This window comes from Saccharothrix hoggarensis, from assembly GCF_042678885.1.
Taxonomy (GTDB): domain Bacteria; phylum Actinomycetota; class Actinomycetes; order Mycobacteriales; family Pseudonocardiaceae; genus Actinosynnema; species Actinosynnema hoggarensis.
In genome coordinates this window covers 1-14,675 of the sequence record NZ_JBHTLK010000030.1, presented here as the reverse complement: position 1 = coordinate 14,675, position 14,675 = coordinate 1, and the positions used below count along the sequence as shown (strand labels likewise).

Here is a 14,675-nt window from a genome sequence, read left to right as displayed (position 1 = left end):
TTCCCTGCGCCCGTCATGCGCAGAACGTCTAATCTACTACACGTTCTTGCCGCCGGTGCGTGAACAACTCCGCGCCCTCCGCCCGGTCCCGTGACGTGGGAAACCGGTCCCGTGCCGTGCTCCGCGGCCACCCCGTGCGCAGTGCCCGCGCGTGCTCCGGGACCGCCCCTCCGGCTACCCCGTGCCGACCCGCCTCGAACCGCCCGTGACGTGCCGGAGCCGCCGCCGAGCGGGTGCTCGACGGCGGCTCCCCGTGCCGCTGCTCGCGCTACAACCGGCCGGCGACGAAACGGCCGATGCCCTCCATGCCCAGCGCGTTCGGGTGCAGCGGCGCGGCCGGCGAGGTGGGGACGAAGCCCTCGAACCACTTCACGCCCGGCGGCGCGCAGACGTCACGCCCGACGCTCGGCGGCTCGATGTCCACGAACCGCGCGCCGTGCCGGGCCGACTCGGCGGCGAGCACGCGGTTGAGCCGGTGGATGCTCGCCTGGAGGTAGTCGGCGTCGCGCGCCCAGATCGGCTCCTGCGGGTAGCAGCCGCCGGGCCGCACGTAGGTGCCGTAGCCGACCACGACGATCCGAGCCTGCGGCGCGCGCGCCGAGATCGCGTCGAGGGCCGCGGCGAACTCGGGCGCGTAGGCGTCGATCAGCTCGGCCAGCCGGTCCCGGCCGCCGGAGGTGAGGCGGTCCCGGCACGACGAGCCGAGGGGTTCGGGCATGAGGTTGAGGCAGGTCACGGCGACGTCGACGAGCTCGACGTCGTTGCCGCCGATGGTGAGCGTGACGAGTTCGGTCGACGGGCGGAGGGCGTCCAGCTGCGGCGGCTGGGGGCCGGCGAGCGTCGGCTGGGAGCCGGTCAGGTCGTCGGTGACGGCGCCGGAGCACGTCACGTCCGTGAGCCGCGCGCCGAGGGTCCGGGCCAGCACCGACGGCCAGTTGTTGGTCGAGCGCAGGCAGCCGGGGGCCGACTGGTCCTGCTCCGGGATCAGGGGCCCGGCGGCGGCCGAGTCGCCGAGCGCGACGTACTCGGTGACGGGCTGGGCCGTCACGGGTTCGGCCGCGGCTGCGGCCGCCGTGGTCCAGGTGATCGACAACGCCGCCAGCAACGCCGGTAGCAGCCTGCGCACGTTCGGCTCCTCTGTGTGAGCGGGTGGTTCGGGTCACATCATGTGGCCTGGGTCGGCGCCTCGGCCCGGGGAGTCGGCGCAGATCACCCAGGCGGGTCGCGGGCAGGCCGCGCACTGCGCGTCTCCGAAGGGCTGGAACGGGGCGGCCCGGCCTCGGCGGGACGCGCGGTGAGCACCGGATCACCCGATGAGCGGCAGTGGCCGGGCACCTGGGTGAAGCGGCTCGACGGCGGCCGATCTCCCGGCACGCTGGAGCGGGTGAGGGAGAAGCGCCAGGAGCTGGCCCGGCTGTGCCGCGTCGCGGTGGACCGGTCGCGGTGGCAGCTCGGGATCGCCGCGGTCGTGTCGGCGTGGTCCCTGGCCTGGGTGGTCGGCCAGGCGTTCGGCGGGCCGAGCCCGCTGGACGTGCTGCCGGTGCGGTGGGCCGGCCTGCCGACGGGGTGGCTCGACGCGGTCGGCCGCTGGTGCGACGGGCGCACCGGGTTCCTCGCCGTGTCGGGCGGGCTGCTGTGGGCCATGACGACCGCGCGCCGGCAGGGGTCGGCGCTGCTCGGCTGGCTCGCGGTGATGGCGGCGGCCGAGGACGTCGGCTACGTCGCGGTCCGGTGGGCGCTGGTGGCCCTCGCCGTGTTCCTCGCCGTGATGGGGCTGGTGTCGCTCACCGGCCGGCGGGCGTTCGTGGTCGACCGGATCGCGGTGATCCCGAAGGACGTCGCGCGGGCCGGCGCGACGGCGGTGGCGCTGTCGGCGGTCGTGCCGCTCGTCGCGCCCGGCCTGGCGCTCACCCGACTGGTCGGCCCCTACGTCACTCGGCCACCCCGCCGCCGGGCCGGCGCGCCGATCGTCCGCGCCGCTTCCGCCGAACGGCCCCGGCCCGCCGGCACACCCGGTGAACTGCCCGAACCGGTTCCGGCGCAGCGCGGTTACCGGTGACGCCGTTCGATTTCCGATGACGGTCGGGCCGGGCCGATTTGTTTTGGCGCACGACAATCACACCGCGGAAGTCGAGTGAACCTCACATCACATTCCGGATTCGCCTGTTTGGGCTTACCGGTCCGTATCCATCAAGATGTGCGCGTGCCAGAAAATCCCGCCGAAAACCGCTTAGCCAAGGTGATGCGCCGTCAGCCCGTTCAGCAGCGCGGTGCCGCCACGGTCACCGCGATTGTCGATGCCTGCGCGACCCTGCTCAACGACTACGACTACGACGACATCACCACAGCCCGGATCGTGGAGCTGGCAGGCGTGCCAATCGGCTCGTTCTACCAATACTTCCCGGACAAGCGTTCCGTCGTCCACGCGTTGGCGTTGCGGGGCATGGAGGAGTACCTGGCCCGCGTCGAAACCCTGTTCACCGAGGGGAGGCTCGCGCCCGACTGGCGGGAGGCCGTGCAGCAGGTCGTCGGGATCTACCTCCGGATGCTCGTGGAACTGCCCGGGTTCGGCCGGGTGCGGTTCAGCGACCTGCTCGACGGGCACCGGCTCGACTCGTCCGTCGACCAGTACGAGCTCATGGCCGAACGGCTGCGGGACCTGTTCCTCGGCCGTTTCGCGGTGCGCGGCGACGCGCCCGTCACGTTGACGTTCCGGATGGCGGCCCAGACCGCCGACGCGATGTTCAAGCTGGCCGAACGGGTCGCGCCCGACGAACGCCCGGTGGTCCTCCGCACCGCCGACGGCGTGATCCTCAAGATGCTCTCCGGGGTGTTCGACCCCGCGTGACGCCGTCGCTCCCCGCGTGACTTGCCGCACCGGTCGGGGTGGTGTGGGGTGGACCGGTGAGCGACGACGACTTCGACGTGATCGTGATCGGCGGCGGCCCGGTGGGCGAGAACGCCGCCGCCCGGACCGCCGCCGGCGGCCTCAGGACCGCGCTGGTGGAAGCCGAACGCGTCGGCGGCGAGTGCTCGTACTGGGCGTGCATGCCGAGCAAGGCGTTGCTGCGCCCCGGTCACGCGCTCGCCGCCGCGCGCCGGGTGCCGGGCGTGCCGGTCGGTGACCGGCTGGACCCGGCGGCGGTGCTGAAGCGGCGGGACGCCTTCACGTCGGACTGGGACGACTCCGGCCAGGTCGAGTGGGCCGAGGGCGCGGGCCTCACCGTGGTCCGCGGTCGCGGCAGGCTCGCGGGCGAGCGCCGGGTCGGCGTCGACGGCCGCGTGCTCACCGCGACCCGCGCGGTCGTCGTGTGCACGGGCAGCGTGCCGCGGGTTCCCGAACTCCCCGGCCTGGCCGACGTGCCGTACTGGACGTCGCGCGAGGCCACGTCGGCGCACGAGCCGCCGACGTCGCTGGTGGTCCTCGGCGGTGGCGTGGTCGGCGTCGAGATGGCGCAGGCGTGGGCCCGGCTCGGCTCGTCGGTCACGCTGGTCGTGTCCGGCGAGCGGCCGCTGCCGAAGTTCGAGGCGTTCGCGGGCGACCTGGTCGCCGAAGGGCTGCGCGAGGACGGCGTCCGGGTCGTCACGGGCGTCAAGGCCACCGGTGTGTCCACATCGGACGGCGAGGTCTCGTTGCGGCTGTCCGACGGCACGGCGGTGTCCGGCGCGCACCTCCTCGTCGCGACCGGCAGGCAGCCGGCGACCGCCGACCTCGGCGTGGAGCCGTACGGGTTCGAGCCCGGCAAGGCGCTGGAGGTCGACGACACCGGCCGGGTGTCCGGAGTGGACTGGCTGTACGCGGCGGGCGACGTCACGGGCCGCGCGCTGCTCACGCACCAGGGCAAGTACGCGGCGCGGGCGGTCGGCACGGCGATCGTCACCGGCGCCCGCGACCCCGAGCCGTGGACGGCCGCCGTCGCCACGGCGGACCACACCGCCGTGCCGCAGGTCGTCTTCACCGACCCCGAGGTCGCCTCGGTCGGCTGGACCGAGGCGCAGGCGCGCGAGGCGGGGCTGGAGATCCGGGTGGTCGACCTCGACATCGCGGTCGCCGGGTCGTCCCTGCACGCCGACGGCTACCGGGGCAAGGCGCGGATGGTCGTGGACGAGCGCAGGCGCACCCTCGTCGGCGTCACGTTCGCCGGCCCCGACGTCGCCGAGCTGGTCCACGCGGCCACGATCGCGATCGTCGGCGAGGTCACCGTGGACCGGTTGTGGCACGCGGTGCCGGCGTACCCGACGATCAGCGAGGTCTGGTTGCGGCTGCTGGAGGCGTACGGCCTCTGACGGCGCCGGTGACGTCCCGCGCCGGTGGCCGAAGGGGTCACCCGGTGGGCCGAATGGCTGACGAATCACGAAATCTGCGGCCTACACTCCGTGGGTGACCAGGGGAGCGGTGGCTGTCGCGATCGGCGCGGTCCTCTGGTGCGCCTTCGTCATCGTGACGACGTTCCTGCCGGGCTGGCCGTCGTGGTCCCCGACCGTCGTGTACCTGCCGGGGTTCCTGGTCCTGCCGGTCGTCCTGCACACGTTGTTCCGCGCGCGTTCGCACGCGTTGCTGTGCCTGGCGCACGTGCCGAGGTCCGTGCTGTTCCCCGGTTTCGCGATCGCGGTCGCCGGATGGCTGTGCTCGTTCGGGTTCATCGCGGGCAGGCCGGGCACCGAGACGGTGTGCGCGGTCGCCGGGCTGGTGATCGTGCTGCACGTCGCGTTCGGCCTGATCGGCGTCGGCATGGTGCGCGTCGGCCGCTGACGCTCCCGGCTACCGCGCTGACGCTCCCGGCCGCTGACGTTCCGGCTACCGCCCTGACTGCCTGGTCACCGCCGCGCGTCGGCCGTCGACACCCCGGTCACTGCTGCGCGGCCGGCAGCCGCATCGCCTGGTCGGCGATCGTCGCCAGCTTCGGGTCGGCCGCGTCGGGTTCGCCCTCCGCCCACACCACCTGGGTGATGCGCAGCTGCGCGCCCTTCACCGTCACCCGGATCAGCGAGCGGTCGAACGTCGTCGGACCGCCGGTCCACCCCTTGCCGTCCTGGACCAGCGGCGTGACGCCGCCCGCGCCCGCCGTCGACGCGACCGCGTGCAGCTCGGACGCCCTGGTGGCATCGGGCAGGTTCAGCTCCGCGATCGCGACGGCGACCTTGCGGCCGTCCTCCGCGGTCTCGTACTGCGCCCGCCGCAACTGCATGCACACGTGCCCGGACAGCCACGCCTGCACGTCGCCGAACGCGCGCGAGGCGCAGTCGTCGGTCCGGTCCGCGCCGCGCGGGGTGAAGTTGCGGCCGTCCACGACCACGGTCGTCGGTTGCGGGGTCGGCGCGGCGGACGACGCGCTGTCCGCCGTGTCACCCGCCGACAGGGACGCGATCAGGGCCACGACCAGCAGCACGCCGACCACGGCCGCCCCGACGTACGGCAGCACCCTCCGCTTCGGCGGCGCGACGGTGACCTTCGGCAGCAGCATGGTGCTCGCCGACGCGAGGTCGGCCGCCGCGTCCGAGAACCCCTCGGCGATCAGGTGGCGCCGCTCGGGCGGCACGCCGGTCGGCGCGAGCACGGCGACGAGCTTGGCGGCGTGCTCGGCCGAGCACGGCCGGTCGCTGGTGGCCAGTTCGCGGGCGGCGGCGAGCAGCGTCGTCGGCTTCGGGTGCAGGACGCGCACGCCCCGGTTCAGGTCGACGGTCGGCTGCACGACCTGCCCGACGTACGGGCCGACGGCGACGACGGTCGTCACGGGCAGCGGCTCGCCGCGCATGTCCTGGATGCGGCGGGCGACGGCCGTGCTGGCCTCCAGCGCCTCCGCGGCGGGGCTCATCGCGCCGTCCTGGCGGGTCAGCGGCCAGCCGTCGATCTTCCACTGACCGTTGAGCGGGGCCTCCAGCCGCATGGCGGGGTCCGGCAGGTCCACGCCGACGACGACGAGCACGCCGCGGGGGAGCACCACCACGGCGTCCAGGTCGCGCGGGCAGTCCGGCGGGCGCACGCCCAGCAGCGCGACGCCGCCCAGCACGGCGTCGCCGACACCCCAAGTGCTCAGCGCCGCCCGCACGTCGGCTCCCACCGCGGACGGCTCGGTCCCGAGTCGGATCAGCCGCACAAGATCACACCGTTCCACACGGTTCGACACGGTAGCGCCGTTCGCGGCGAGCTGGCTGAGCGCATCGCAGGAGATGACATTCCGTGACACCCATCACCTGAACGGGTGTGTCTCGTTAGTGGAATTGCCCAACCCTGCATTGGAGGTCAGCCAGTGACGCGCAAAGCCGCCCTGCTCGCGGCGGGAACGTTGGCACTGTCCGCAGCGGTCGCACCTTCCGCCTCGGCCGGTCTGCTCGCCCCCGTCTCCACGTTGCTCGCCAGCCAGCTCTCCGGAGGCCAGTCCGGCGTCGTGCTCGTGCACGGCGCCGACGTCGCCGCCGCCGAACGCGCCGTGCGCGTCGCCGGCCTGTCCCGCATCACCAGCTTCGACCGCGTCGGCGTGGTCGCCGCCCGCGGCACCGCGGCGCAGATCACCACCGCCCGCGCCGCCGCCGGCGTCACCTACGTCGAGGCCAACCGGCCGATCGAGTTCACCGGCTCCACCTCGCACACCGCCACCCGCGGGCTCGACGCGCGCCGAACCCTGACCGGCGCCAACGGCCAGGCCCTCGACGGCAGCGGCGTCACCGTCGCGGTGATCGACTCCGGCGTCGACCCGACCCACCCGGCGTTCCGGCAGGCCGACGGCACCACCAAGATCGTCCGCAACCTCAAGAGCGTCTGCCTCGACGAGGCGAGCACCGGCACCGGGTGCATCCTCGACGTGCCGACGAACGTCGACACCGACCTGCTCGCGGTCGGCGGCCACGGCACCCACGTCACCGGGATCGCGGTCGGCGGCGACACCACCCTCACCGACGGCACGGTCGTGCGCGGCGCGGCCCCCGGCGCGAAGGCCGTGGTGATCTCGACCGGCGCGGTGCTGTTCATCATCGGCGCCGACGCCGCGCTGAACTGGGTGCTGGAGAACCACCGCGCGCCGTGCGGCGCGAACGTCCCGGCGTCGGTGTGCCCGCCGATCAAGGCGATCAACAACTCCTACGGCCCGTCCGGCGGCGGTGCGTTCGACCCGAACTCCGCCACCGTCAAGCTCCAGCGCGCGCTGGCCGCCGAAGGCGTCGTGACGGTGTGGGCGAACGGCAACGACGGCGGCGACGGCAGCGCGAACCTGTCCAACCCGCCCGGCCAGGACCCGACGCCCGGCGTGCTCTCCGTGGCGTCCTACCACGACCTGGGCACCGGCACCCGGGACGGCGCGGTGTCGGACTACTCGTCGCGCGGCCTGGCGACGGACTCCGCGACGTGGCCGGACATCTCCGCGCCCGGCGAGGACATCACCGCGGCGTGCCGCCCGTACCTGGTGATCTGCGCGACCGGCCTCAAGCCGCAGAACGGCCCCGGCGTGCTCGACCTCGGCACGTTCAACACGATCAGCGGCACGTCGATGGCCGCGCCGCACATCACCGGCATCGTGGCCCAGCTGTTCCAGGCCAACCCCGGCGCGACGCCCGCCCAGGTCGAGGCGGCGTTGAAGTCCACGGCCCACAAGTACGGCTCCGGCTACCAGGCCGTCGGCCCGTACACCACCAGCCACGACAAGGGGACGGGCCTGGTCGACGTCGTCGCCGCGGCCCGCGCGCTGGGCGCGAGCTGACCGCCCGGTGATCACCGGGCGCCGGTGATCACGTGATCGTGTCCGGCTGATCCCGGAAAGTGACCTCGCGGCCCGCACCCCCGGGCCGCGAGGTCGGCGGATCAGGGTCGAAAGTCCTGTATCCGACCCGCCCGGGTGAGGAGCGGGCTGGTTCTTATGGCGGACTGCTGCCACAGCGGGCAGAATGACCAAGTCGGGAATTCACAAGATCGTCCGCGTCATCGAGAGGTCGTAGGGGAAGACGTCCCTCGTCGAGTAGCGGAGGTCAGCTGTGAGCACCCGTGGCAGCAGCAGTGGCGTGGTCTACGTCCACTCGTCGCCGTCTGCGGTCTGTCCGCACGTCGAGTGGGCGATCTCGGGCACCCTCGGTGAGCGAGCGGACCTCAAGTGGGCGGCGCAACCCGCGGCGCCCGGTCAGTTGCGCGCCGAATGCAACTGGACCGGCGACGCCGGCACCGGCGCCAGACTCGTGTCCGCGCTCAGGGCGTGGCCGATGCTCAGGTTCGAGGTGACGGAGGACCCGAGCCCGGGCGTGGACGGCGCGCGGTACTGCTTCGCGCCCGTGCTGGGCCTGTGGCACGCCCGCACCAGCGCGAACGGCGACATCGTCGTGCCCGAGGACCAGCTCCGGTCCCTGGCCGCGCGCAGCCGCGGCGGCGAGTCGTTCGCGCACGGCGTGGACGAGATCCTGGGCGCGGCCTGGGACGACGCCCTCGAACCGTTCCGCCGCGCCGGCGACGGCGCGCCCGTCACCTGGCTGCACCGCGTGGGGTGATCGGGCCGGCCTCGCCGGCGGGTGAGCGCGCCCCGACGTGATCACCCGCGGTGTCGTTCCCGGCCGTTCGCGGCACGTTTGACGGGTGGCCATTGGGCCTTCCGGGTGGTTGGCCGCCCGGACGTGCGCTGTGGCACTCTCGTGGCGTGTCCGCCCGCGTGTTGCTGCCCGTCGTGCTCGTGGTCGCCGCCGCCACGGCCGGTGTCGGCGTGCTCGCGCGGGAGGCCTACCACCGGCCCGCGGGCGCGCCGAACGAGCAGATCGCGCTGCCCAGCTCGTCCAGCCCCGTCCCGCCCGGCGACCAACCCGGCAGCGGCGACGTGCAGCTCAGCATCGACGCGTCGCAGCACCCGGACGGCGCGCGGGTGCGCGAGGTGCTGCAGCAGTTCTTCGACGCGATCAACAGCCACGACTACGAGCAGTGGACCAAGACCGTCACCGCGCACCGGGTGAGCCAGACGCCGAAGTTCCGCTGGCTGTCGGACTACGAGAGCTCCCGCGACGGCACGATCCTGGTGCACCGCGTCGAGACGGTCACCCAGGGCAGGCTGCGGGTGCTCATGACGTTCACCAGCACGCAGGACGTCGCCAAGGCGCCGGCCGAGCTCCAGGCCGACTGCATCCACTGGCGCGTGGTGTACCCGGTGCAGGAGGAGCGCGGCGCCCTCCGCGTCGACCTGGGCGCCGAGGGCTCGGCCTCCCAGTTCACCCCCTGCTGACCGGCCCCGGACACGGCGGTGGGGTCGCCCCCCGACGAAGCGACCCCACCGAACGCCGTCCCGCCCTACAGCGGGATGTTGCCGTGCGCGCCGCGGCCGGCCGGCGCGGCCGCCAGGGCCTGGGCCAGCTTCCGCCGCGTCCGCGTCGGCTCGACGACCTCGTCCACGACGCCGATCGCGATCGCCCGCTCCACGCCGCCGGCGATCCGCTCGTGCTCCTCGACCAGCTTGGCGTGCAACGCCTCCCGCTCGTCGTCCGGCACGGCCGCGAGCTTCTTGCGGTGCAGGATGCCGACCGCCGCCTTGGCGCCCATCACGGCCACCTCGGCGATCGGCCACGCGAACACCGCCGTCGCGCCCAGCGACCGCGAGTTCATCGCGATGTACGCGCCGCCGTACGACTTGCGCGTCACCAACGTCACCCGCGGCACCACGGCCTCGCCGAACGCGTGCAGCAGCTTCGCGCCGCGCCGCACCACGCCATCCCACTCCTGGCCGACGCCCGGCAGGTAGCCGGGCACGTCCACCAGGACCAGCAGCGGCACGCCGAACGCGTCGCACATCCGCACGAACCGGGCCGCCTTCTCCGCCGACAGCGAGTCCAGGCACCCGCCCTTGCGGATCGGGTTGTTCGCGATCACGCCGACCGTGCGGCCACCGAGCCGGCCGAGGCCGACCACGACGTTCGGCGCCCACTTCGCCTGCAGCTCCTCGAACGAGTCGTCGTCGAGGATCGCCCGCACCAGCGGCTTCACGTCGTAGGCCCGCTGCGGCTGCTCCGGCAGCAACGCCCGCAGGTCGTCGCCGTCCGGCACCGAGTGGAGGTCGAACACGCCGGGCTGCGCGAACAGCCCGGTGATCCGCCGCGCCCGCTGGTAGGCGTCCGGCTCGTCGTCCGCGATCACGTGCACCACGCCGGACTTGCGCCCGTGCGCCTCCGCGCCGCCGAGGCCGTCCATGTCGATCTGCTCGCCGGTCACCGACCGGACCACGTCCGGCCCGGTCACGAAGACCTTGCCGGCCGGGGCCATGATCACCACGTCGGTCAGGGCGGGGCCGTAGGCGCCACCGCCCGCGGCCGGGCCGACCACCACGGAGATCTGCGGCACCCGACCGGACGCGCGGATCATCGCCGCGAACATCTGGCCCATGCCGTCCAGGGACTCCACGCCCTCCGGCAGCCGCGCGCCGCCGGAGTGCCAGACGCCGATCACCGGGGTGCGCTCGCGCACCGCGGTGTCGATCGCCTCGACGATGTGCCTGCACCCCTCGGAACCCAGCGCGCCGCCCATCCGCGTGGCGTCGCTGCAGTAGGCCACGACCTTGGCGCCGTTGATCCGGCCCCGCACGGCGAACATGCCGCTGCCGTCACGGGGTCGCAGGGGAGCGATCGAGCCGGGGTCCAGCAGTTGCGCGAGCCGGACCTCCGGGTCGCGCGGATCGGTCTCGCCATCCGCCTCCGGGTTCGCCGGGCGGGACGCAAGGGCAGTCATCGCGAAGCTCCTCGTAGACGTCTGTCAGGCCTGGGTGAAGACGAGCGAGACGTTGTGCCCGCCGAAACCGAACGAGTTGTTCACCGCGGCGACCAGGTCGATCTTGCGCGGCTCGCCGGTGACGACTTCCAGCTCCACCTTCGGGTCCTGGTTCTCCAGGTTCAGCGTCGGCGGCACGATGCCGTCGCGGACCGACAGCAGCGTGGTGATCGCCTCCACCGCGCCCGAAGCGCCCAGCAGGTGGCCGTGGTTGCCCTTGGGCGCGGTCAGCACCGGGTGGTCGCCGATCGCGCGGCGCACCGCCAGCGGCTCGATCACGTCGCCCACCGGGGTGGACGTGGCGTGGCAGTTGACGTGGCCGACGTCGGCCTTGTCGACGCCCGCGACCCGGATCGCCTTCGCGATGGCCCGCGACTGGCCGATCCCCTCGGGGTCGGCCGCGGTGATGTGGTGGCCGTCGGAGCTCGTGCCGACGCCCGCGAGCTTGCCGTAGATCCGCGCGCCGCGGGCCCGGGCGAAGTCCTCGCGCTCCAGCACCATGATCCCGGCGCCCTCGCCGAGCACGAACCCGTCCCGGTTCACGTCGAACGGGCGCGACGCGCGCTCCGGGTCGTCGTTGCGGGTGCTCATGGTCCGGGCCTGGATGAACCCGGCCATGGTGATGGTGGTGATGCACGCTTCCGCGCCACCGGCCACGACCACGTCCGCCTCGCCGGACTTCAGCATCCGGTACGCCCAGGCCAGCGCCTCGGCGCCCGACGCGCACGCCGACACCGGCGCGTGCACGCCCGCGCGTGCCTTCAGGTCGAGGCCCACGTGCGCGGCCGGACCGTTGGGCATGAGCATCGGCACCGTCAGCGGCGACACCTTGCGCAGCCCGGAGGCCTCGATCAGGTCGTCCTGGTCCAGCAGGGTCATCGCGCCGCCGATGCCGGTGCCGATCACGACACCCAGCCGTTCGAGGTCGACGTCGTCCTCGCCGATCCCGGCGTCCGCCCACGCCTGGCGCGCGGCGACGACCGCGACCTGCTCGCAGCGGTCCAGCCGGCGAGCCTCGACCCGAGGCAGCACCTCGGTGGGCTCGACCGCCAGCCGCGCGGCGATCCGCACGGGCAGGTCGAAGCGCTCGGCGAAGCCGCCCACGAGCGGCGTCACGCCGCTGCGGCCGGCCAGGAGCGCGTCCCAGGTGGAGGCGACATCGCCACCGAGCGGGGTGGTGGCACCCAGCCCGGTGACGACGACGTCGTTGCTACTGGTCATGCGTTGCTGGCGATGTAGTTGACCGCATCGCCCACGGTCTTGAGGTTGGCCAGCTCGTCGTCCGGGATCTTCACGCCGAACTTGTCCTCGGCCTGCACGGCGATCTCCACCATGGACAGCGAGTCGATGTCCAGGTCGTCCACAAAGGACTTGTCGACCGTCACGTCGGCCGCCTCGACGCCGGCGACCTCCTCGACGATCTCGGCGAGCCCCTTCTGGATGTCCTCGTTGCTCACTGAAAATCCCTTCCTTCTTGCTTCGCCGGCTGGGTCGTCCCACCGGAGTCTGGAATAGCGGTCACGGCAGCCGGACGACCTGTCCCGCGTAGGACAGGCCGGCTCCGAAGCCGACGAGCAGCGCCACGTCACCGCTGCGCACCTCTCCCGCCGCGCGCATGTGGTCCAGCGCGAGGGGGATGGAGGCGGACGAGGTGTTGCCGGAGTCCACGATGTCACGTGCGATCACGAGGTCTTCACGGGCACCCTTGGCGCGCAACCGCTTCGCGATCGCCTCGATGATCCGCAGGTTCGCCTGGTGCGGCACGAAGACGTCCACATCGGACACCTCCAGGCCGGCCAGCTCGATCGCCCTGAGCGCGATCGGCGCGATCTGCGTGGTCGCCCACCGGAAGACCGACTGGCCCTCCTGGAAGATGAACGAGGCCCGGTCGGCCACGTGGATCATGTCGACCAGGTCGCCCGCGCTGCCCCAGGACACCGGGCCGATGCCCGGCTCGTCGGACGCGCCGACGACCGCCGCGCCCGCGCCGTCCGCGAAGATGATCGCGGTGGACCGGTCGTCCGGGTCGACCCAGTCGGTCAGCTTCTCCGCGCCGATGACCAGCACGTTGTTCGCCGTGCCCGCGCGGACCAGGTCGGACGCCGTGCCGAGCGCGTAGCAGAACCCGGCGCACGCGGCGTTCAGGTCGAACGCGGGCGCGCCCTTGATCCCGATCCGGTCGGCGACCTGGGCGGCCGCGTTGGGGATCTGGGACGGCATGGTGCAGGTGGCGACGACGACCGCGCCGATGTCGGCCGGGGTGAGCCCGGCGTCGGCCACGGCCTTCGCGCCGGCCTCGATGGCCATGTCGACGAGCCGCTCGTCCGGCTTCGCCACGCGGCGGTTCGCGATGCCGACCCGGTCGCGGATCCACTCGTCCGAGGTGTCCATCCGCAGGCTCAGGTCGTGGTTGCTCACGATCGTCTCGGGCTGGTAGCTGCCGAGGCCGACGATGCGGCTGCCGGTCGGGCCGGTCGGCGTCGAGAAGGTGGTCACTCGGCCACCTCCGCCCGCGCGGCGGTGATCATCTCGACGACCTGGTCCAGCTGGTCGGGGGTCTTGAGGCCCAAGGTGGGGGTGCCCTTCAGTTCGCGCTTGGCCAGACCGGTCAACGCGCCGGCGGGCGGCAGTTCGACCACCGCGGTCACGCCGTGCTCGGCCAGGGTTGCCTGGCAGGCGTCCCACCGCACCGGGCGGGTCACCTGGGAGATCAGTCGGCTCAGCACTTCGGCGCCGTCCGACACGACCGTGCCGTCGGCGTTGGACAGCAGCGGCAGGGCGGGGTCCTTGACCACGATCCCGGCGGCACGGGAGCGCAGCGCGTCCTCGGCCGGCGCCATGTACCGGGTGTGGAACGCGCCCGCCACCTGCAGCTTGCGGGTCTTGGCCCGGCCGGGGGGCGCCGCGATGAACTCGTCGAGCGCGTCCAGCGGACCGGCGGCCACGATCTGGCCCGCGCCGTTGCGGTTCGCGCCGACGAGGCCCAGCTCGTCGAGGCGCGCCAGCACCTCGTCCGGCTCGCCGCCGAGCACGGCGGCCATGCCGGTCGGCGTCAGCGCGCACGCGGCGGCCATCTCGGCGCCGCGCACGGCGGCCAGCGCGACCGCGTCGTCGGTGCTCAGCACGCCCGCGATGGCGGCGGCGGCCAGTTCACCGACCGAGTGGCCCGCGATGATCGTGTCGGCGGGCAGCTCGACCCGGCGGCGCAGCTCCTCGTAGGCGAGCAGCGCGAGTGCGACGACCAGCGGCTGGGTGACCGCGGTGTCCTTGATCTCGTCCGCGTCGGCGGTGGTGCCCAGGCGCGCCAGGTCCAGGCCGGTCGCCTCGGACCAGGCGCCGACGCGCTCGGCCGCCCCCTCGACGTCGAGCCAAGGGGTGAGCATGCCGGGTGTCTGGGACCCCTGTCCGGGGGCGAGGAGCGCGATCACCCGCTCACTGAACACGTTTTCGGTGGCCCGCACTGATGCCGCCAGAGACGAAACCGGGGACCAGGCTTTGTAGGGTCTCTACAAATGTGACTCCACGATGAACGTAGAACAACGTCGCGTGTTGTGGAGCCCGGCTCAAACCGGACATGCGTCGTCCGTCACACCCGCCCGAGGGTCGCCGAACCGGGTCACCAGAGGCCGCGGGCACGGGCCAGCCGCCCCACGGACAGTGCGACCCTCAGCACCAGAGCGTCACGGGGGTCGTTGGCGTTCCGACCCGTCAGCTCGGTCGCGCGCCGCAGCCGGTAGCGGACGGTGTTCGGGTGGACGAACAGCTTCCGCGCGCACGCCTCCAGCACGCCCCCCACTTCGAGGAACGTGTCCACGGTCTCCAGCAGCGAGCCGCCCGCGTCCTCCAGCGGCCGCGCCACCCGGTCCACGAGCTGCCACTCGGCCTCCGGGTCGCCGGCCAGCGCGCGCTCCGGCGGCAGGTCCAGCGACCGCACCGGGCGCGGCGCGGCGGGCCA

15 protein-coding genes are annotated in these 14,675 nt (G+C 73.4%); 7 read left to right on the top strand and 8 right to left on the bottom strand.

Features of this window, described 5'->3' with window-relative positions; genetic code table 11:
- Positions 1-268: 268 nt before the first annotated feature.
- The gene (locus ACFQ3T_RS08815; protein WP_380722165.1) at positions 269-1,126 is read right to left on the bottom strand and encodes an SGNH/GDSL hydrolase family protein; all 858 of its coding nucleotides are present in this window, start codon (positions 1,124-1,126) and stop codon (positions 269-271) included.
- Between the two features lie 168 nt (positions 1,127-1,294).
- Here ACFQ3T_RS08815 and ACFQ3T_RS08810 point away from each other — a divergent pair, with 168 nt between their 5' ends.
- The 4 genes from ACFQ3T_RS08810 to ACFQ3T_RS08795 all read left to right on the top strand — a co-directional run bounded on the left by ACFQ3T_RS08810 (position 1,295) and on the right by ACFQ3T_RS08795 (position 4,753).
- Positions 1,295-2,059, top strand: a complete 765-nt coding sequence (locus ACFQ3T_RS08810; protein ID WP_380722163.1) for a hypothetical protein — start codon at positions 1,295-1,297, stop codon at positions 2,057-2,059.
- A gap of 183 nt (positions 2,060-2,242) precedes the next feature.
- Complete coding sequence (locus tag ACFQ3T_RS08805; RefSeq protein WP_380722161.1) at positions 2,243-2,848, top strand: TetR/AcrR family transcriptional regulator; 606 nt, start codon at positions 2,243-2,245, stop codon at positions 2,846-2,848.
- Positions 2,849-2,904: 56 nt separating this feature from the next.
- Positions 2,905-4,287 (top strand): dihydrolipoyl dehydrogenase family protein, encoded by a 1,383-nt coding sequence (locus ACFQ3T_RS08800; protein ID WP_380722159.1) that lies wholly within the window; start codon positions 2,905-2,907, stop codon positions 4,285-4,287.
- 94 nt (positions 4,288-4,381) lie between these two features.
- Positions 4,382-4,753, top strand: a complete 372-nt coding sequence (locus ACFQ3T_RS08795) for a hypothetical protein (RefSeq protein ID WP_380722157.1) — start codon at positions 4,382-4,384, stop codon at positions 4,751-4,753.
- 97 nt (positions 4,754-4,850) lie between these two features.
- Here the strand turns inward: ACFQ3T_RS08795 and ACFQ3T_RS08790 are convergent, their stop codons facing one another.
- The gene (locus tag ACFQ3T_RS08790) at positions 4,851-6,098 is read right to left on the bottom strand and encodes a hypothetical protein (RefSeq protein WP_380722155.1); all 1,248 of its coding nucleotides are present in this window, start codon (positions 6,096-6,098) and stop codon (positions 4,851-4,853) included.
- Between the two features lie 153 nt (positions 6,099-6,251).
- Between ACFQ3T_RS08790 and ACFQ3T_RS08785 the strand changes: the two genes are divergently transcribed.
- The 3 genes from ACFQ3T_RS08785 to ACFQ3T_RS08775 all read left to right on the top strand — a co-directional run bounded on the left by ACFQ3T_RS08785 (position 6,252) and on the right by ACFQ3T_RS08775 (position 9,188).
- Complete coding sequence (locus ACFQ3T_RS08785; protein WP_380722153.1) at positions 6,252-7,694, top strand: S8 family peptidase; 1,443 nt, start codon at positions 6,252-6,254, stop codon at positions 7,692-7,694.
- Positions 7,695-7,965: 271 nt separating this feature from the next.
- Entirely contained in the window at positions 7,966-8,469 is a 504-nt protein-coding gene (locus ACFQ3T_RS08780; protein WP_380722151.1) for a DUF3145 domain-containing protein, read from the top strand.
- Positions 8,470-8,615: 146 nt separating this feature from the next.
- On the top strand, positions 8,616-9,188 hold the full coding sequence (locus tag ACFQ3T_RS08775; protein ID WP_380722149.1) for a hypothetical protein: 573 nt from the start codon (positions 8,616-8,618) through the stop codon (positions 9,186-9,188).
- Positions 9,189-9,253: 65 nt separating this feature from the next.
- Here ACFQ3T_RS08775 and ACFQ3T_RS08770 read toward each other — a convergent pair whose 3' ends face one another.
- The 6 genes from ACFQ3T_RS08770 to ACFQ3T_RS08745 all read right to left on the bottom strand — a co-directional run.
- Positions 9,254-10,681 (bottom strand): acyl-CoA carboxylase subunit beta, encoded by a 1,428-nt coding sequence (locus ACFQ3T_RS08770; RefSeq protein WP_380722147.1) that lies wholly within the window; start codon positions 10,679-10,681, stop codon positions 9,254-9,256.
- Positions 10,682-10,705: 24 nt separating this feature from the next.
- The gene (locus ACFQ3T_RS08765; protein WP_380722145.1) at positions 10,706-11,941 is read right to left on the bottom strand and encodes a beta-ketoacyl-[acyl-carrier-protein] synthase family protein; all 1,236 of its coding nucleotides are present in this window, start codon (positions 11,939-11,941) and stop codon (positions 10,706-10,708) included.
- On the bottom strand, positions 11,938-12,177 hold the full coding sequence (locus tag ACFQ3T_RS08760) for an acyl carrier protein (protein ID WP_033437259.1): 240 nt from the start codon (positions 12,175-12,177) through the stop codon (positions 11,938-11,940). The genes ACFQ3T_RS08765 and ACFQ3T_RS08760 overlap by 4 nt, the downstream gene beginning before the upstream one ends.
- Positions 12,178-12,238: 61 nt before the next feature.
- Entirely contained in the window at positions 12,239-13,216 is a 978-nt protein-coding gene (locus tag ACFQ3T_RS08755; RefSeq protein WP_380722143.1) for a beta-ketoacyl-ACP synthase III, read from the bottom strand.
- The gene (locus ACFQ3T_RS08750) at positions 13,213-14,163 is read right to left on the bottom strand and encodes an ACP S-malonyltransferase (RefSeq protein WP_380722141.1); all 951 of its coding nucleotides are present in this window, start codon (positions 14,161-14,163) and stop codon (positions 13,213-13,215) included. The genes ACFQ3T_RS08755 and ACFQ3T_RS08750 overlap by 4 nt, the downstream gene beginning before the upstream one ends.
- A 173-nt stretch (positions 14,164-14,336) precedes the next feature.
- Positions 14,337-14,675: PucR family transcriptional regulator (locus ACFQ3T_RS08745; protein ID WP_380722139.1), on the bottom strand; the 339-nt coding region annotated here is incomplete at its 5' end.